The organism is Pseudomonas mucoides (assembly GCF_015461845.1).
Taxonomy (GTDB): domain Bacteria; phylum Pseudomonadota; class Gammaproteobacteria; order Pseudomonadales; family Pseudomonadaceae; genus Aquipseudomonas; species Aquipseudomonas mucoides.
Genome location: NZ_JACOPW010000005.1, coordinates 145,962 through 164,100 on the forward strand (window position 1 = coordinate 145,962; position 18,139 = coordinate 164,100).

The window sequence follows — 18,139 nt, forward strand, 5'->3', positions numbered from 1 at the left end:
GATACTGATGACTCCCATCCCGATTGGCCATCCCCGAATCCTTTCCATCGAAGACGACCTCGTGCTCGGTGCCTATGTGCGCGAGCATTTGGGCCGTTGCGGTTTTCAGGTGACCTGGTGCCAGAACGGTCAGGAAGGCCTGGCCATCGCGCGCCAGCAAGCTTTCGATGTGGTGTTGATGGATATCCTGCTGCCGGGCCTGGACGGGCTCAATGTGTTGACGCAATTACGCCAGAGCCATGCCACGCCCGTGGTGCTGATGTCGGCATTGGGTGCCGAGGAGGATCGCATCAGCGGCTTTCGTCTGGGCGCCGATGACTACCTGCCAAAACCCTTCAGCATGGCCGAGTTGCGCGTGCGCATCGAAGCGATCCTGCGTCGGGTGGCGCTCGACCGTCGACCGGCGCCGCAGCCTTTGGCCTGCGAGGCGCACAGCCTGCGTTTTGACGATGAACTGTGTGAGGTTTTCCATGGCGAGCACGCCGCCGGCCTGACTCGCAGCGAATATCGGTTGCTGGAAACGCTCAACCGCAATGGCGATGAAGTGTTGAGCAAAGCCTTCCTGTATCAGCATGTGCTGCAACGGGGTTACGCCGCCCATGACCGCAGCCTCGACATGCACATCAGTCAGATCCGCCGCAAGCTCAAGGGTATCGGCTACACCGAGCGCGAAGTGCGTACGGTTTGGGGCAAGGGTTACGTCCTGAGTGCTGCCGATGAAATGGTCTGACCTGCCGGGACGTCACTCGCTGTTCTGGAAACTTGCCTGTTTGTTGGTAGCGTTTTGTCTGCTGATGATCTGGCTGAGCTGGTCGTGGGGGCGGTACATGGAGCAGAAAAACCTGTTCTTGTCCGAAGAGGCCCGGATCACGCTGACCCGCTACGCCGCCGAAGCCGAGCAAGCCTGGAATCAGCACCAGAGTGCAGGCGTCGACGTCTGGCTGCAGGGTATCGGCAAGCGCGAGACATCCTGGGTCGGTGTCATCGGCGCTGACTTGCAGTCGTTGAGCAGCTATCCGCTGACAGATAAAGAAATTCAGCGCCTGACCTTTTTGCGGGGGCTGGATTGGCCAACGAGTCGCCACACCAGGGGCTTGCCATGGTTGAGAATCCCTTTTCCCAACGACCCGGCGGCCGGCAGCCTGGTGATCGAGTTGCCCCAACGTTTTGTACCGGGGCAATACCGGTTGATCTGGCGCGTGATCACCAACGGCATCATTCCGGGAATGTTCACACTGTTGTTGTGTGTCGGTCTGTATCGACTGCTGGTCGTGCCGTTGAACAGTCTTCGCGAACAGGCCAACGCCTGGCGCGCGGACCAATTGAACGTGCGCCTGTCGAGCAGCACCACCAATCGTTCGGATGAACTCGGCGAGCTGGGCAGGGCCTTCGACCACATGTCCGAGCGCCTGCAAAGCACCGTGGCCTTGCAGCAACAATTGCTGCGCGACCTGTCCCACGAACTGCGCACACCGTTGAGCCGCTTGCGGGTGGCCAGCGAAAGCGAGCAGGGGTTGACGGCGTTGCGCGAGCGTATCGGGCGGGAGGTCGATGGCATGCAGCGTCTGGTTGAGGACACGCTGCAACTGGCCTGGCTCGATACTGAGCGTGCGCCGTTGCCTGACGAAGCGATTCAGGTCCAGGCCTTGTGGGAAATGCTCACGGAAAATGCCTGCTATGAAAGCGGCTGGCCGGGCAGTCAATTGCGCTGCACGGTGGACTCGTCGTGCTGGGTGCGCGGCAACCTCAACACCCTGGCGCAGGCGCTGGAAAACATCCTGCGCAACGCCATTCGTCATTCGCCCAAGGGCGGCGTGGTGAGTCTGGGCGGGCAACGTGATGGCGATTTCTGGCATGTGTGGCTGGAAGATGAAGGCGGCGGGGTGGCAGAGACTGATCTTGAGCGGATCTTCTGCCCCTTCATTCGGCTCGACGGTTCGCGACCGGGGGATGGCGGGTTCGGGTTGGGGTTGAGCATTGCGAGGAATGCGGTGCGGCGTCAGGGTGGACAGTTGTGGGCTGAGAACACTGGGGTTGGGTTGCGGCTGAATATGCGGTTGGTGGCTGAAGTTGAGGGTGTGAGTGATGACGCCATCGCGGGCAAGCCCGCTCCCACACTGGATGTGTGTCACCCGCATATGGCGTGATCGTCCTCTAACCCTGTGGGAGCGGGCTTGCCCGCGATGAGGCCATCCCAGCCACCCTTCACAAATTAACCAGTCGGCATAAAGGAGTGACCAGAATTTCACTGCTTATTCCCATAAGCCATAAGCACCGCACTTTGCGTGATATGGCCTTCGAACGTTTGCCGGTATGATAGGCGCCCCCGCAGTCTGGATTGCGAATACGCCATGACCTTGCAGTACCCAACCATCGCCGATTGCGTCGGCAACACTCCGCTGGTCCGTTTGCAGCGCCTGCCCGGTGCCACCAGCAATACCCTTTTGCTCAAGCTCGAAGGGAATAACCCGGCGGGTTCGGTCAAGGACCGTCCGGCGCTGTCGATGATCACTCGCGCCGAGTTGCGCGGGCAGATCCACGTCGGCGATACGTTGATCGAAGCGACCTCGGGTAACACCGGTATTGCGTTGGCGATGGCCGCCGCGATCAAGGGTTACAAGATGATCCTGATCATGCCGGACAACTCCAGCGCCGAACGTAAAGCCGCGATGACGGCTTATGGTGCCGAGCTGATCCTGGTCACCCAGGAAGAAGGTATGGAAGGCGCCCGCGACCTCGCTCAGCGGATGGAAGCCGAAGGCCGTGGCAAGGTGCTGGACCAGTTCGCCAACGGGGATAACCCGCAAGCGCACTACACCACCACCGGCCCGGAAATCTGGCGTCAGACCGAGGGCTCCATCACCCATTTCGTCAGTTCGATGGGCACCACCGGTACCATCATGGGGGTCTCTCGCTATTTGAAAGAACAGAACGAAGGCGTGCAGATCATCGGCCTGCAACCGATGGAAGGCTCGGCGATTCCGGGCATCCGTCGCTGGCCGCAGGAATACCTGCCGAAGATTTATCAGGCGGATCGTGTCGACCGTATTGTCGACATGGCGCAAAGTGAAGCCGAGGACGTGACCCGTCGTCTGGCCCGCGAAGAAGGCATCTTCTGTGGCGTGTCTTCGGGCGGCGCCGTGGCGGCGATGCTGCGCCTGTCCAAAGAAGTTGAAAACGCGGTGATCGTCGCGATCATTTGCGACCGTGGCGACCGTTATTTGTCGACCGGCATTTTCGACGCGCCTAACTGATGGCCAAGCACGAGAGAGGCCTGCGCTTCCAACCCACGGGCGGCAGCAAGGCCCCACAAATCCCGACCGGCAAAAAGCAGCGCTTGAGCATCGAGCGCCTGGCCAATGACGGTCGCGGTATCGCTTTTTTTGAAGGTCGCACCTGGTTCGTCATCGGCGCATTGGCCGGTGAAGACGTTGAGGCGCGAGTATTGGGCGCCCACGGCAAAGTGGTCGAGGCGCGCACCGAGCGCGTGTTCCAGGCCAGCGAACTGCGTCGCCCGGCACCGTGCCCGCACGCCGGTCGCTGTGGCGGCTGCAGCGTGCAACATATGCCTCATTCTGAACAACTCGCCCTGAAACAACGCATGCTTGCCGAGCAACTGTCAAAGGTCGCCGGTGTCGAACCGCAAGAGTGGGCAGCGCCGTTGAGCGGTCCGGAATTCGGTTACCGTCGTCGCGCCCGCGTGGCGGTGCGTTGGGACATGAAAGCGAAAAAACTCGAGGTCGGTTTCCGCGCAGCGGGCAGTCAGGACATCGTCGCGATCAACGAATGCACGGTGCTGGTACAGCCCTTGCAACCGATCATGAGCGGCTTGCCGGAGATGCTCCGTCGCTTGAGCAAACCTCAAGCGCTGGGGCATGTGGAATTGTTCAGCGGTTCGTCATTGGCCGTGTTGCTGCGGCACATGGCGCCGTTGTCTGACGCCGACATGGCCATCCTCAAGGATTTCTGCGCCGTCCATGAAGCCCAATTGTGGCTGCATGGGGACGGTGAACCGCAACCGGTCGAGGCCGATGCGTCGCTGGGTTATCGCCTGGAGCAGTGGGACCTGGAACTGGCCTACCGGCCGGGGGATTTCATTCAGGTCAATGCCGGGGTCAACGAAGCGATGATTGCCCAGGCGCTGGACTGGCTGAAACCGCAAGCGGATGAGCGGGTTCTGGATTTGTTTTGTGGCTTGGGTAACTTTGCATTGCCGCTGGCCAAGGCCGTTCGCGAAGTGGTCGCGGTGGAAGGTGTGCAGGCCATGGTCGAGCGCGCCGCTGCGAACGCGGCTAGTAATAATCTGCATAACGCGAAGTTTTTTCAGGCCGATTTATCCCAGCCTTTGTCCGACGCCGAATGGGCGCGCGAAGGCTTTTGTGCGGTACTCTTGGACCCACCGCGTGATGGTGCTTTCGAGGCCGTGCGCAAGCTGGCGTCCTTGGGCGCCAAGCGGTTGGTGTACGTGTCGTGCAACCCGGCAACGCTGGCGCGCGACACGGTTGAATTGATCAAGCAGGGCTACCGGTTAAAACGTGCCGGGATTCTCGATATGTTTCCTCAAACGGCACATGTCGAGGCCATGGCGTTATTTGAAGCGAGCTAGGACGGCTCGTCTGGTCCGACTGTCCCGCCCGTGCAGCGCTCGCATGAGCCCCGCGAGCGCAAGCGGGCAACGAAGGTCAGCGATTTGACGCATTGAATCTGCGTCGTAGGGAAGGTAAGCAAGATGGTACAGGTGAGAGCACACCAGCCGATCAATACAGACGGCAGTATCAATCTCGAGGCTTGGCTCGATCATGCGGTCAGTGTCGATCCGGCACTGGATCGCGAAGCCTTGAAGGAAGCGTGCGAGTTCGCTCGTACGTCTGAACAGCAGGCCAATGCGGCGAAGAATCTCTGGTCCGAAGGGACGTCGAGTTTCCGCACGGGCCTTGAGATCGCCGAGATTCTCGCCGACCTCAAACTCGATCAGGATTCACTGGTCGCCGCGATCTTGTACCGTGGCGTGCGCGAAGGGCAGATTCTGTTGCCTGCGATCAGCCAGCGCTTCGGCCCGGTGGTGGCCAAGCTTATCGACGGCGTGCAGCGCATGGCGGCGATCAGCGACAGCCTGAGCCCGCGTAAATCCCTGGTGCTGGGCACTCAGGGCCAGGTCGAAAACCTGCGCAAAATGCTGGTCGCCATGGTCGACGACGTTCGCGTCGCGCTGATCAAACTGGCTGAACGCACCTGCGCGATTCGAGCGGTGAAAACCGCTGACGACGAAAAACGCAATCGCGTCGCCCGTGAAGTCTTCGACATCTATGCGCCTCTCGCGCACCGTCTCGGTATCGGTCACATCAAGTGGGAACTGGAGGATTTGTCCTTCCGTTACCTTGAGCCTGACCAGTACAAACAGATCGCCAAATTGCTGCATGAACGGCGTCTGGATCGCGAACGTTTCATCGCTGACGTGATGAGCCAGCTGAAGAATGAATTGCAGGCCACCGGCGTCGATGCCGACATCAGCGGCCGGGCCAAACACATCTACTCGATCTGGCGCAAAATGCAGCGCAAGGGTCTGGAATTCAGCCAGATCTACGACGTGCGCGCCGTTCGCGTGCTGGTGCCGGAAATGCGCGATTGTTACACCGCGCTCGGCATTGTCCACACCCTGTGGCGGCACATTCCCAAAGAATTCGACGACTACATCGCCAACCCGAAAGAGAACGGCTACCGCTCGCTGCACACCGCGGTGATCGGCCCCGAGGGCAAGGTGCTGGAAGTGCAGATCCGCACCCACGCCATGCACGAGGAAGCCGAGCTGGGCGTGTGTGCGCACTGGCGCTACAAGGGCACCGACGTCAAATCCGGCTCCAACCACTACGAAGAGAAAATCTCCTGGCTGCGTCAGGTCCTCGAGTGGCACGAAGAGCTGGGCGATATCGGCGGCCTGGCGGAACAGTTGCGGGTCGATATCGAGCCGGACCGGGTCTACATCTTCACCCCGGACGGTCACGCCATCGACCTGCCCAAAGGCGCGACGCCGCTGGACTTTGCGTACCGCGTGCACACCGAAATCGGCCATAACTGCCGTGGCGCGAAGATCAACGGCCGGATCGTGCCGCTCAACTACAGCCTGCAAACCGGTGAACAGGTCGAGATCATCACCAGCAAGCACGGCACCCCGAGCCGCGACTGGCTGAACCCGAACCTGGGTTACATCACCACCTCGCGGGCACGGGCGAAGATTGTCCACTGGTTCAAGTTGCAGGCGCGTGACCAGAACGTCGCGGCCGGTAAAACCCTGCTTGAGCGTGAACTCAATCGTCTGGGCCTGCCGGCGGTGGACTTCGACAAGCTGGCCGACAAGGCCAACATGAAGACCGCCGAGGACATGTTCGCGGCCTTGGGCGCCGGAGATCTGCGCCTGGCGCAACTGGTGAACCTGGCGCAGCAACTGGTCGAGCCGGAACGCGGCAACGAGCAGCTGGAGCTGATCCCGCGTAAAGCCACCGGCTACAAACCGGGCAAGCGTGGCGACATTCAGATCCAGGGTGTCGGCAATCTGATGACGCAAATGGCCGGCTGCTGCCAGCCGTTGCCGGGGGATGCCATCGTCGGCTACATCACCCAGGGCCGCGGCGTGAGCATTCACCGCCAGGACTGCGCCTCGGTGCTGCAACTGGGCGGGCGCGAGCCTGAGCGGATCATCCAGGTCAGCTGGGGCCCGGTGCCGGTGCTCACTTACCCGGTGGACATCGTCATCCGCGCCTACGACCGCTCCGGCTTGCTGCGTGACGTGTCGCAGGTGCTGCTCAACGAGCGGATCAACGTGCTGGCGGTCAACACCCGCTCGAACAAAGAGGACAACACCGCGTTGATGTCCCTGACCATCGAGATTCCGGGGCTGGATGCGCTTGGGCGGTTGCTGGGACGGATTTCCCAGTTGCCAAACATCATCGAAACCCGCCGTAACCGTACTCCTTGAGATGATCAATGTAGGAGTGAGCCTGCTCGCGATAGCGGTGTATCCGTCACGATTAATGCCGACTGACACGCCCCCATCGCGAGCAGGCTCACTCCTGCAAGGGTTTGTGTAGAGACTGATTGATGTATTCACTCGAAGACTTATTGCACTTGATGAACCGTCTGCGCGACCCGCAGTTCGGTTGCCCGTGGGACATCAAGCAAACCTACGCCACCATCGTCCCGCACACCCTTGAGGAAGCCTATGAAGTCGCTGACGCCATCGAGCGCGGCGACTTCGATCATTTGCAGGGCGAGTTGGGGGATTTGCTGTTTCAGGTGGTTTATTACAGCCAGCTGGCCCGGGAAGAAGGGCGCTTCGAGTTTGCCGGTGTGATCGACAGCATCACCCGCAAGCTGATCCGTCGCCATCCTCATGTGTTCCCCACCGGTGATCTGTACGCGCCCATGGACATCCCGCGCCTGAGTGAAGAACAGGTCAAGCAGCGCTGGGAAGAGATCAAGGCCGAGGAGCGCGCCGAGAAGTCTGCCGCGCCGCAACAACTGTCCTTGCTCGACGATGTGCCTGCTGCGCTGCCGGCGTTGTCTCGTTCGGCCAAGTTGCAGAAGCGCGCCGGGCAGGTCGGTTTCGACTGGCCGGACGCCTTGCCGGTGCTGGACAAGGTTCGTGAAGAGCTTGATGAAGTGCTCGAAGCGATGGCCGACAATGACTCGGCGGCGATTGCCGATGAAGTCGGTGATCTGCTGTTTTCCGTGGTCAATCTGGCGCGTCATCTCAAGGTTGATCCGGAAACCGCGCTGCGTGGCGCCAACAGCAAATTCGAAAGACGCTTCCGTTTTATCGAACAGGCATTGCGCGACACCCACCGTCCCATAGAAGATTGCACCCTCGAAGAGTTGGACGCCTTGTGGGGCGAAGCCAAACGTCAGGAAAAGAATTTGACCAGCTGCGGTTGAGCAGTTGCCTAAGTGAGAAACAAGCACCATGAGCATTTCCCTTCGCGACCAGTTGCTCAAAGCAGGGCTGGTCAACCAGAAGCAGGCCAAACAGGTCGGCAAAGAGAAGCAGAAACAACAGCGCCTGGCCCACAAAGGCCATATCGAGCTGGATGACTCGCAGCAGCGTGCGGCGCAGGAAGCGAAGGCCGAGAAGGTCAAGCGCGACCAGGAGCTGAACCGTCAGCAGCAGGAAAAAGTCGAGGCCAAGGCCCGCGCCGCGCAGATCAAGCAATTGATCGAAGTCTCGCGTCTGCCGAAGCTGACCACCGAGGACTACTACAACTTCGTTGATGACAAAAAGGTCAAGCGCCTCTGCGTCAACACGCTGATGCGTAATCAGCTCAGCAATGGCTTCCTGGCCATCGTGCACCACGCCGGCGGTTATGAAGTGATCCCGCGTGAAGCGGCGCTGAAGATCCAGGAGCGTGATCCACAACGCATCGTGCAGATGAACGTGAAGACTGAAGAAGTGGCCGCCGAGGACGATCCGTACGCCGCCTACCAGATTCCGGATGATCTGATGTGGTAAGCCGTTAGAGGTTGCAACAACGACAAACCCCGCTCATGGCGGGGTTTGTCGTTTTCAATGCTGTAGTTGCTCAAGCGGAGCGCAACGCCCTTTGCTGCTCCAGTGTTTCCAGTTCGGTTTTGTAGTTGTGCGCGTCAGTCTCGGAGTGAAACATCCCCACCAGCAGGTCTTGTTGGTGGACATCCCAAATGCGGATACCAGCGGCTACACCCTCATGGGATTTATGTGAATCGTCGCGTTCAGTTACTTTTACAGTCATCTGCTAGCTCCAATCTCAATTATCTGCACCAAGGCGTGTGCAGGTCTTTGTTATACGTTTTGTTAGCTTGCTAAGTAAACGTTCGGGATTGGTAACGGACAATTGCCGATTCTGCAAAAGTCCTGCAGCCCGCGTAACGCGCGACATTCGGTCGCAGGGCGTTGAGTTTTATGACAAAAGCTTCATGTTCATGAATAACCAAGCTGCTACAGGAACTGCGGTGCATTCACTTTATTAGGGCACAAAAAAAACGCCCCGAACCAGTCGGGGCGTTTTTGTGTGCAGCGAAACGGCGAGGTATTACTTACCTGCCCAACGCTTCAGTACCAGCGTGGCGTTGGTGCCACCGAAACCGAAGCTGTTGCTCATCACGGTGTTGATGGTGGCATTTTCGCGCGTCTTGGTCAGGATTGGCATGTCTGCCACTTCCGGGTCCAGTTCTTCGATGTTGGCGGAACCGGCCATGAAGTTGCCTTCCATCATCAGCATGCAGTAGATCGCTTCGTGAACGCCGGCGGCGCCCAGGGAGTGACCCGACAGGCTCTTGGTGGAGCTGATGGCCGGAGCCTTGTCGCCGAACACTTCACGCACACCTTTCATTTCCGCGACGTCGCCGACCGGAGTCGAGGTGCCGTGGGTGTTCAGGTAGTCGATCGGAGCGTCAACGGTGGACATGGCCATCTGCATGCAGCGGATGGCGCCTTCGCCGCTTGGGGCGACCATGTCGTAGCCGTCGGAAGTCGCGCCGTAGCCAACGATTTCCGCGTAGATCTTCGCGCCGCGGGCCAGAGCGTGTTCCAGCTCTTCGACCACGACCATGCCGCCACCGCCGGCGATGACGAAACCGTCACGCTTGGCGTCGTAGGCACGGGAAGCTTTTTCCGGGGTTTCGTTGTACTGGCTGGACAGTGCGCCCATGGCGTCGAACAGGAACGACTGGCTCCAATGCTCTTCTTCGCCGCCGCCAGCGAACACGACGTCCTGCTTGCCCATCTGGATCTGTTCCATGGCGTTGCCGATGCAGTGAGCACTGGTGGCGCAGGCAGAAGCGATGGAGTAGTTCAGGCCCTTGATCTTGAACGGGGTGGCCAGGCAAGCGGAAACGGTGCTGCTCATGGTCCGCGTTACACGGTACGGGCCAACGCGCTTCACGCCTTTCTCGCGCAGGATGTCCAGCGCTTCCATCTGGTTCAGCGTGGAGGCGCCACCGGAACCGGCGATCAGGCCGGTACGCGGGTTGGAGACTTGCTCATCGGTCAGACCGGAGTCGGTGATGGCGTCTTTCATGGCCAGGTAGGCGTAAGCCGCCGCGTGGCCAACGAAGCGATAGATCTTGCGATCGATCAGTTCTTCGAGGGGAAGGTCGATGGAGCCGGAAACCTGGCTACGCAGACCCATTTCGGCATATTCCGGGTTGAACCGGATGCCAGGGCGACTTGCACGCAGGTTAGCGGAGACGGTCTCTTTGTCATTGCCCAGGCACGAAACGATGCCCAGACCAGTGATAACGACGCGGCGCATGCGGATAACCCTTAGAAGTTGTCAGTGGAGGTGAAAACGCCGACCCGAAGGCCTTCGGCGGTGTAGATCTCGCGGCCGTCGACGCTGACCGAACCGTCGGCAATGGCCAGGTTCAGTTTGCCTTTCAACACGCGCTTGATCTGAATGTTATAGGTGACTTTTTTGGCGGTCGGCAGGACCTGGCCGAAGAATTTCACTTCGCCCGAACCCAGCGCACGGCCACGGCCCGGCAGGCCTTGCCAGCCAAGGAAGAAGCCGACCAGTTGCCACATGGCGTCAAGGCCCAGGCAGCCCGGCATCACCGGATCACCTTCGAAGTGGCAGGCGAAAAACCACAGGTCCGGAGTGATATCCAGCTCGGCGACCAATTCACCTTTGCCGTACTTGCCACCCTCGGCACTGATATGGGTGATGCGATCCACCATCAGCATGTTCGGGGCGGGCAGTTGTGCGTTACCTGGGCCGAACAGCTCACCGCGACTGCAGCGCAGCAGGTCTTCCCGAGTAAAGGCGTTTTGTTGGGTCATGCGAGCTCCTCAATAGTCCCATGCGGCAGGGTGGGGCAAATCTCCCGGCCGATCGAGGCGTTCATGCCTCGAGTCAGCAGCCTACTCATAGACTATTGCGTTGTGGTGAAAGTCACAGCACCAAGGACATGAATGTACACTTGTGCACTGAAATTATTATTCAAGCCCCTTTTCGGGCCTGTTCGGGTGCCTAAGACTGCCGCACTTTCGCCTTTCACGCCAGTCGCAGATGGTCGAAAGGCCTGTACTACTGCACCCAGCGCTGCAGAATTTGCTGCAAATCCGTTCGTTTGAAGGGCTTGGCCAAGTAATCGTTCATGCCCGCCGACAAACAGGCTTCGCGATCGCCCTGCAGCGCATTGGCGGTCAAGGCGATGATCGGCAAGTCCGCACAGCCGGGCAATTGGCGAATCTGTCGGGTCGCTTCATAGCCGTCGATGATCGGCAGTCGGCAGTCCATCAGGATCGCTTCAAAAATCAGGCTTTCGGCGCTACGCACGGCCTGCGCGCCGTCGGTGGCGACGCTGACAGTAAAGCCCAGGCTGCGCAACATTGCTTCGATCACGGTCTGATTGACCGGGTTGTCTTCGACCAGCAACACGTTATGCCCCGCGCCATCCTCATTGCCGGTCTGCGCCCTCGGGGCCAGCACCGGAAGCGTCTGTTTATAGAGAGCCAGCGGGATTTCCAGGGTAAACACCGAGCCCTGGCCTTCTTCGCTCTGCGCCCGCAAGGTGCCGCCCATGCGTTCAGCCAACGTGCGGGCAATCGGCAGCCCCAGGCCGGTGCCCCCGTAGCGTCGTGAGATGGAACTGTCGGCCTGCTGGAAGGCATTGAACATCAGCTCCAGGCTTTCAGCGCAAATGCCAATGCCGCTGTCGCGCACGGTGCAGGTGAACCACAGCAGTTCGTGATCCAGCGATTGCCACTGCGGTTCGATGCTGACGCGGCCATGCTCGGTGAACTTCAAGGCATTGCCGACCAGGTTGACCAGAATCTGCCGGATGCGTGTCGGATCGCCTTGAACCTGGAGGGCGCGCATGTCGTCGGGGATCAGCAACTGCAGATCGAGCCCGCGTTGCGCCGCGCTGTGCTGGAACGATTGGGCGCAACTGACGATCAGGTCCGCGAGATTGAACGGGATGTGCTCGAGTTCCAGTTCCGAACGCTCGATGCGCGAGAAGTCGAGAATGTCGTTGATGACCTTGAGCAGGTGTTCGGTGGACTCCGAGGCCAGTGCCGCGTATTCGACCTGCTCTTCGGTCATGTCGGTGGTTTCGAGCAATTGCAGCATGCCGAGTACGCCATTCATCGGCGTGCGCAGTTCATGGCTCATCATCGCCAGGAAATCAGACTTGGCATTGTTGGCCTTTTCCGCTTCCTCGCGTGTCTGGATCAACTGCGCCATCGCCTGATGCTGTTCGCGACTGGCTTGTTCGAGGCCGCTGGCGAGGTTGTTGATGTGTTGCGACAGCGCGCCCAGCTCGGTGTCGTCGACAATCGGCAAGGGGCGTGTGTAATCGCCTTCCTGGATGGCCTTCACCGCGTTGCCAATGTCGCGAATCGGTTGCGACAGGCTGCCCGCCAGGCGCCGTGCCACCAGAAAGGTAAACAGCAGGGCGAACAGGGCGAGGATCGCGGCTTTCAACAGGATTTCCTGCTGACGCTGGTTGAAGGCGTCATTCGACAGACCGACGATCACCCGGCCCAGATAGTCCTCGGAGGGGCCGGTGCTCGAGGCTTTGGAGCCCTGGAAAAAATCATTGTTGAGCGCGATCCGCTGCAACCGCACCGGTGCCTGGAACACTTCAACCTGCTGCGAGCGTCGGTGGGTTTCCGAGGGTTGCTCGACGTACACCAGAATCCGGTTGGCGTTGTCCTGGACCTCCAGGAAACGCACGTTCGGCGTGGCGAGTGTCGCCTTGAGCAAGCTTTCGAGCACCTCGTTGTTACCCGAAATCACCCCGTATTCGGTGGCGGGAGCCAATTGGTTGGCGATCAACTGCCCGGTGTGATTGAGCTCCTGACGCAGGTCCTGAATCCGTACGAACGTAAAAAAACTGATCAGCACCAATGTCAGCAACAGGGCCGGGCCAAGGCTGATCATTTGGGTGCGGGTATTGATGTCCCAAGGGCGTCGGAAGGTCATGGGCGGCTTTCTCCTTCAGCCAGCTGGAGGGCGGCAGATGCGTCATCAATCTGCTCAATACCTAATGAACGAGCCACTTGCGGGTTACTTGAGACTTTGAAGTGTTGCGGGTAAAGCGCGCGCGGCCAGCTCGTCGGTGGCAGGTCGAGCAATTCGTCGAGCACTTGCAGCCAGTCGCTCTGATCGCTGTAAGTGCTGGCCAGGCTGCCGGCCTTGACGAACGCGGCATTCGGGCCGACCAAGGCCAGTTGCCGGGAATAGCTGCTCAACAGCAGATTTTTTGCGGTTTTCGGGTTGTACAGGTCGGGATCGTCGAGGCCCAGCAGCACGTCGCAGTTTTTCAGCAAATCCTGCAAGGGGCGACTGTCATTGGTGTTATCCCAGCGCTCGGCGACCACATCAAGACTTTCCCCCAGGGCGGCCAGACGCATTTCTTTCAGCAGGAATTCACTGTGACTGTCGAACAGCACGCCAACGCGCCGCGCCTGGGGCAGGATCAGTCGGGTCAGGCGCAATTGCCGATCCAGTGGCGGATCACTCCAGAGCAGGCTGAGGTGTGGTGGAAAGTTCACGCCGAAACGTTGTTGGGCTTGCAGGCGACTGATGCGCAGTACCAGCGTCGTCGGCCCCTGGGCCTCTTGCTGACGCCAGTCGAGGCTCGGCAGATCCAGCAGGATCAGGCGCGTGGCGGCAGGCAGTTTGCCTGGCGAGGGGAGACTCGCCAGTAGTTGGAAGCGGACGTTGTCGGTGGGGCGCATCTCGCTCAATGCATGGACGAAGGACTGCACGCCGGGGCTGTCTTCGGTGCCGGTCAACAGAATGTCTGCAGCCTGTATCGGCAGGGCGCCGAGCAGGCAGCCAACCGCCAGGCACAACCCGGCCAGCAGGCGACCCGGTCGCGGCGACTTCCATGACAGGCGACGGCGCATTTAAAACGTCAGCTCCGCGCTGAAGTAAACCACTCGGCGCTCGTCGTAGTTGTTGTCGACAAAGGTGGTGGGTTGATTGTCCAGGCGTTGCTGAAGGATGCCGGCCAGTTCCAGGTTGGCCTTGCCCAAACCGAGGCGTTTGGCGATGCGGGTGTCGACCCGCTCGAAGCGATAGCCGTTGAGCGCATCGTCGCCATAGTAGAAGAGGGCGCTGTTCCAGCCCTGTCCCCAGTTGCGCAGCCAACCGGCGGAGCCGCTGTTGCGCGCGGTCTGTTGCTCATCCAGCGGATTACTGGCGTCGGTGTCCACGTAGGCATAGGTCAGGCGCAGGCGGTCAGCGCTGCCGAGGCGCCAGTCCAGTTGCGTTTCCGCCCCGGTGAAGCGCGAGGTGTTGGAGTTGCTGGCGATGTACTGATTGTTGCGCAGCGGTTCGCTGATCATGCCGTTGATTTCGTCGTAGAACAGCTTCACATCGACGCTCAGCCCCAGTTCGACGAAGTAGCCGTTGTAGCCCAGCTCTCGCGAGCGCATGCGTTCCTTGTCGAGGTCGCCGGGCCCACGGGTCTTGACGAAATAGCGGGCGCTGGTCTGGCCGTAAGCGGTGGGCCGCAGGTTGGTCACCTGGTAACTCCAGTTGACGTTGTTCTCGAACATGTCCGGTGAGCGAATCGCTTCCGAATACACGGCACGCAAGCCATGACGCGGGTTGATCAGGTAATTGACCGCCACGCGCGGGGTCAGTGAGCTGCCGGTCAATTGCGTGTCTTCGAACATCGCCCCGCCCTGCAACAACCAGTGCTCGGTGGCACGCCATTCCAGCTGGCCGAACGTGCGCCACGTGGTGTCGTCGAGCGTGCCATTGAAGTAGGTCTCGGAATCGGCCCGGTCGTAACGATAGTTCATGCCGCTGACCAGTCGCAGGCTGTCGGACAGGCTGAGGGTGTCCTGCACTTCGAGGTCGTAGCGCGATTCCCGGGCGCTCTGGTCGATGTCGCCACAGAGTGTTTGCCGGGCGCCGTTTTTCCATTGCCCCAGCACCTGATTGGCCAGCGCTTGTTCCGCTGGCGTGCCCAGAGGTGCGCCGGGACCGGTGAAGCGATCCATGTTGCGCGCCAGGCGTTCGGTGTAATTCGGGTTGAGCTGCCAAAGCTGGGTCAGCTCCGGGCTGAACGATGCTTCGGCATCACAGGCGCGCCAGGTTTGCTGGCGATCCCAGTGTTGGGCCGAGCCTTGGACATACAGGCTGTGATCGGGATTGAGGTCCAGGTTCCAGCGCAGCGAGCCGGCGTAATCTTTGGCGGCGACGTCGGAATTGTCCCCGGCGGCGGTAATCCCCGGGAACACCGGGCGGTAGGTATACGGTCGCTGGTTGGTGCCTTCCTTCGCATTCAATTGCCAGTCGATGCTTTGGCTTTGCGCGAGCGTCTGGCTGACCGCAAGGTTGAAGCGGTTCAGGCGACGGCTGTCCCGATAATCGGCCCCGTTGCGGTCCGAATCGAAACCGTCGTCTTGCTGCCCCGACAGTGACAGACGCAAGTCGCCGCCGTCCCAGCCGGTGCCCTGGCTGGCGTAATAGTCGTTGATGCCGCGTTGACCACGGGTGACTTTCACGCGGGTGCCATGGCTGTTGGCCGGGTTGCGCGTGATGATGTTGACCACGGCCATCAGCGCGTTGGCGCCGTAGCTGACGGTGTTCGGGCCGCGAAACACTTCGATGCGCTCAATGTCCTCCATGGCCACCGGAATATCGCTCCAGTCCACCGTGGCCAGGCCTGCGCGGTACACCGAGCGACCGTCGATCAGCACTTGCAGGCGGCGGGCCTCAGTGGCGTTGGTGCCGTGGTAGTTCACGGTGGCCTGGTTGCCGCTGATGTTGCCGACCATCATGCCCGGCACCAGTCGCAACAATTCGCTGATGTCCCGTGCGCCGCTGGCGTTGATCAATTCGCTGTCAATCACCGTCATGCTCCCCGGAACTGCGGCCGGCGATTGCTTCAGGCGTGTCGCCGTCAGCACTTGCGGGAGCGGTTCGTTGTCGAGGAACAAATCGTCGGCCAGCAAGGACGGGCTGAACATCAGCGCCAGGACCAGCGGCGAACGGGATGATGGAGAACCAAGCGACACGTCATACCCTTTGATCGTGAGGAGTTGGCGCGCATGTTAACCGAGCGCGGTCACTTTTCCATTCACGATGCCGGCATTTTCCTCGTATTTATTGGTCTTCTTCCTACAAGTGTTGGTAATTGACGCAGGGGCTGGCCGCCACGGGGGCGCTCCGTATAATGCCGACATCGCCACTGGTATGGATTAACGGATTGCATATGACTGAACAGCGCCCAATTGCGGTCCTGGGAGGCGGAAGTTTTGGTACCGCCGTGGCAAATCTGCTGGCCGAAAACGGGCATCAGGTCCGGCAGTGGATGCGAGACCCCGAACAGGCCGAGGCCATCCGGGTCAATCGCGAGAACCCGCGTTACCTCAAAGGCATCAAGATTCTCCCTGCGGTAGAACCGGTGACAGACTTGCAAGCCACGCTGGACGCCTGCGACCTGTGTTTCGTCGCGCTGCCCTCCAGTGCCCTGCGCTCGGTCCTGGTCCCGCATGCCGCACAGTTGAGCGGCAAACTGCTGGTCAGCCTGACCAAAGGCATCGAAGCCCACACCTTCAAGCTGATGAGCGAGATCCTCGAGGAAATCGCTCCGCAAGCGCGCATCGGCGTGCTGTCCGGACCGAACCTGGCCCGTGAAATCGCCGAACACGCGCTGACCGCGACGGTGGTCGCCAGCGAAGACGAAGAGCTGTGTCAGCGAGTTCAGGAAGCGCTGCATGGCCGGACTTTTCGCGTGTACGCCAGCGCCGACCGCTTTGGCGTCGAGTTGGGCGGGGCGCTGAAAAACGTCTACGCGATCATTGCCGGCATGGCCGTGGCGCTGGGCATGGGCGAAAACACCAAGAGCATGCTGATCACTCGAGCACTGGCGGAAATGACCCGTTTTGCAGTGAATCAGGGCGCCAACCCGATGACCTTCCTCGGTCTTGCCGGGGTGGGCGATTTGATCGTCACCTGCTCGTCGCCGAAAAGCCGCAATTACCAGGTCGGGTTCGCCCTCGGCCAGGGCCTGAGCCTGGAGGAAGCGGTGACGCGTCTGGGTGAAGTCGCCGAAGGCGTGAACACGCTCAAAGTGCTCAAGGCCAAGGCTCAGGAGGTGGGCGTCTATATGCCGCTGGTCGCCGGGCTGCACGCGATCCTGTTCGAAGGGCGCACGCTAAATCAAGTGATTGAGCTGTTGATGCGCGGCGAACCGAAAACCGACGTCGACTTCATCTCGACCAGCGGTTTCAACTAAGCACGCTTTGTAAATAAGCAGGGGAGCACGACATGAACGATCCGAAAATGGAAACCAAGTACGAGTCCATCCTGCTGCGGGTGCTGTGGATGATTGTCTTCGTGCTGGTCTGGCAAGTGGCGCAGTTCATCCTGGGCGCGGTAGTGCTGGTGCAACTGATCTATCGTTTGTTCTATGGCGCCCCGAGCGCCAGCCTGATGAACTTTGGCGACAGCCTGAGCCAGTTCCTGGCGCAGATCGGTCGTTTCGGCAGCTTCCACAGCGACCAGAAACCCTGGCCGTTCGCCGACTGGCCGACGCCGCGTACACCGGAAGGTGAAGCGCCGCATGTTGTGGCGCCCGCGCCGCATCCGGCCCGAGATGAGGAACCCAAGCTATGAAACTCTGGGTATTGCGTCATGGTGAAGCTGAACCGTATGGCTCGCGTCCTGATTCCGAGCGAGCGCTGACTCTTCGTGGTCGCGAAGAAGTGCTGCGCAGTGCGGCCGAGTTGATCGGTCAGCCGATTACCGCGATCTACGCCAGCCCTTACCTGCGTGCGCAACAGACCGCGCAGTTGGTGCGCGACGCGCTGGGGTTCGAACCGAACATCCGCACCGTCGAGTGGCTGACGCCCGACAACCGCCCGCAAGCGGTGTCGGAGCAGTTGGTGTCGGTGGATAACGCGCTGTTGGTCAGCCACAACCCGCTGGTGGGCAATCTGCTCGGTTACCTGCAACACGGTCACCTGCAAGAGCCGGAAACCGTCAAGACCGCCGGCCTGGCAGAGCTAGAAGGTGACCTGCCGCCGGCCGGCGCCATGAAACTCAAGGGCATCAAACACCCTTAGCACTGTCGGTACAGGGCATCAATGTGGGAGCGAGGCTTGCCCGCGATTGCATCGACGCGGTCTGATTCATAAACCGCA

16 protein-coding genes are annotated in these 18,139 nt (G+C 60.4%); 10 read left to right on the forward strand and 6 right to left on the reverse strand.

Annotation, left to right across the window (positions count from 1 at the left end):
• The first annotated feature begins 7 nt into the window (after positions 1-7).
• The 7 genes from H8F22_RS21720 (at position 8) to H8F22_RS21750 (ending at position 8,500) form a co-directional block, all read left to right on the forward strand.
• Entirely contained in the window at positions 8-730 is a 723-nt protein-coding gene (locus H8F22_RS21720; protein ID WP_027923981.1) for a response regulator transcription factor, read from the forward strand.
• Positions 717-2,147, forward strand: coding sequence for a sensor histidine kinase (locus H8F22_RS21725; protein WP_059182321.1), 1,431 nt, complete (start codon positions 717-719; stop codon positions 2,145-2,147). Before H8F22_RS21720 ends, H8F22_RS21725 begins: the two co-directional genes overlap by 14 nt.
• Positions 2,148-2,351: 204 nt before the next feature.
• A complete protein-coding gene (gene cysM / locus H8F22_RS21730; RefSeq protein WP_027923983.1) occupies positions 2,352-3,254 on the forward strand; it encodes a cysteine synthase CysM in 903 nt (300 codons plus the stop codon).
• Positions 3,254-4,606 carry a 23S rRNA (uracil(1939)-C(5))-methyltransferase RlmD gene (rlmD, locus tag H8F22_RS21735; RefSeq protein ID WP_194940672.1) on the forward strand — a complete coding sequence of 451 codons (1,353 nt, stop codon included), beginning with the start codon at positions 3,254-3,256 and terminating at the stop codon, positions 4,604-4,606. The genes cysM and rlmD overlap by 1 nt, the downstream gene beginning before the upstream one ends.
• Positions 4,607-4,729: 123 nt before the next feature.
• Complete coding sequence (gene relA / locus H8F22_RS21740; RefSeq protein WP_027923985.1) at positions 4,730-6,973, forward strand: GTP diphosphokinase; 2,244 nt, start codon at positions 4,730-4,732, stop codon at positions 6,971-6,973.
• 122 nt (positions 6,974-7,095) lie between these two features.
• Entirely contained in the window at positions 7,096-7,929 is an 834-nt protein-coding gene (gene mazG / locus H8F22_RS21745; RefSeq protein ID WP_059182323.1) for a nucleoside triphosphate pyrophosphohydrolase, read from the forward strand.
• A 28-nt stretch (positions 7,930-7,957) separates the two neighbouring features.
• Positions 7,958-8,500: a DUF2058 domain-containing protein gene (locus tag H8F22_RS21750; RefSeq protein ID WP_059182324.1), complete on the forward strand. Its 543-nt coding sequence runs from the start codon at positions 7,958-7,960 to the stop codon at positions 8,498-8,500.
• A 70-nt stretch (positions 8,501-8,570) separates the two neighbouring features.
• Here H8F22_RS21750 and H8F22_RS21755 read toward each other — a convergent pair whose 3' ends face one another.
• From H8F22_RS21755 to H8F22_RS21780, 6 genes are all read right to left on the reverse strand, one after another.
• The gene (locus H8F22_RS21755; protein ID WP_027923988.1) at positions 8,571-8,759 is read right to left on the reverse strand and encodes a hypothetical protein; all 189 of its coding nucleotides are present in this window, start codon (positions 8,757-8,759) and stop codon (positions 8,571-8,573) included.
• A gap of 300 nt (positions 8,760-9,059) precedes the next feature.
• Entirely contained in the window at positions 9,060-10,280 is a 1,221-nt protein-coding gene (gene fabB, locus H8F22_RS21760) for a beta-ketoacyl-ACP synthase I (protein ID WP_027923989.1), read from the reverse strand.
• Between the two features lie 11 nt (positions 10,281-10,291).
• Positions 10,292-10,807 (reverse strand): 3-hydroxyacyl-[acyl-carrier-protein] dehydratase FabA, encoded by a 516-nt coding sequence (gene fabA, locus H8F22_RS21765; protein ID WP_008148022.1) that lies wholly within the window; start codon positions 10,805-10,807, stop codon positions 10,292-10,294.
• Positions 10,808-11,054: 247 nt separating this feature from the next.
• Positions 11,055-12,956 (reverse strand): ATP-binding protein, encoded by a 1,902-nt coding sequence (locus tag H8F22_RS21770; protein WP_059182325.1) that lies wholly within the window; start codon positions 12,954-12,956, stop codon positions 11,055-11,057.
• Positions 12,953-13,885 carry an ABC transporter substrate-binding protein gene (locus H8F22_RS21775; protein WP_027923991.1) on the reverse strand — a complete coding sequence of 311 codons (933 nt, stop codon included), beginning with the start codon at positions 13,883-13,885 and terminating at the stop codon, positions 12,953-12,955. Before H8F22_RS21775 ends, H8F22_RS21770 begins: the two co-directional genes overlap by 4 nt.
• Entirely contained in the window at positions 13,886-16,009 is a 2,124-nt protein-coding gene (locus H8F22_RS21780; RefSeq protein WP_324188243.1) for a TonB-dependent receptor plug domain-containing protein, read from the reverse strand.
• A gap of 197 nt (positions 16,010-16,206) precedes the next feature.
• On the opposite strand from H8F22_RS21780, the gene H8F22_RS21785 reads away from it, so the two are divergent.
• From H8F22_RS21785 to sixA, 3 genes are read left to right on the forward strand one after another with little or no spacing between them, the layout of a single operon-like run.
• On the forward strand, positions 16,207-17,232 hold the full coding sequence (locus tag H8F22_RS21785) for an NAD(P)H-dependent glycerol-3-phosphate dehydrogenase (protein WP_027923993.1): 1,026 nt from the start codon (positions 16,207-16,209) through the stop codon (positions 17,230-17,232).
• Between the two features lie 32 nt (positions 17,233-17,264).
• Positions 17,265-17,612, forward strand: a complete 348-nt coding sequence (locus H8F22_RS21790) for a DUF4389 domain-containing protein (RefSeq protein WP_027923994.1) — start codon at positions 17,265-17,267, stop codon at positions 17,610-17,612.
• Positions 17,609-18,061, forward strand: a complete 453-nt coding sequence (gene sixA, locus H8F22_RS21795) for a phosphohistidine phosphatase SixA (protein WP_027923995.1) — start codon at positions 17,609-17,611, stop codon at positions 18,059-18,061. Before H8F22_RS21790 ends, sixA begins: the two co-directional genes overlap by 4 nt.
• Positions 18,062-18,139 lie beyond the last annotated feature (78 nt).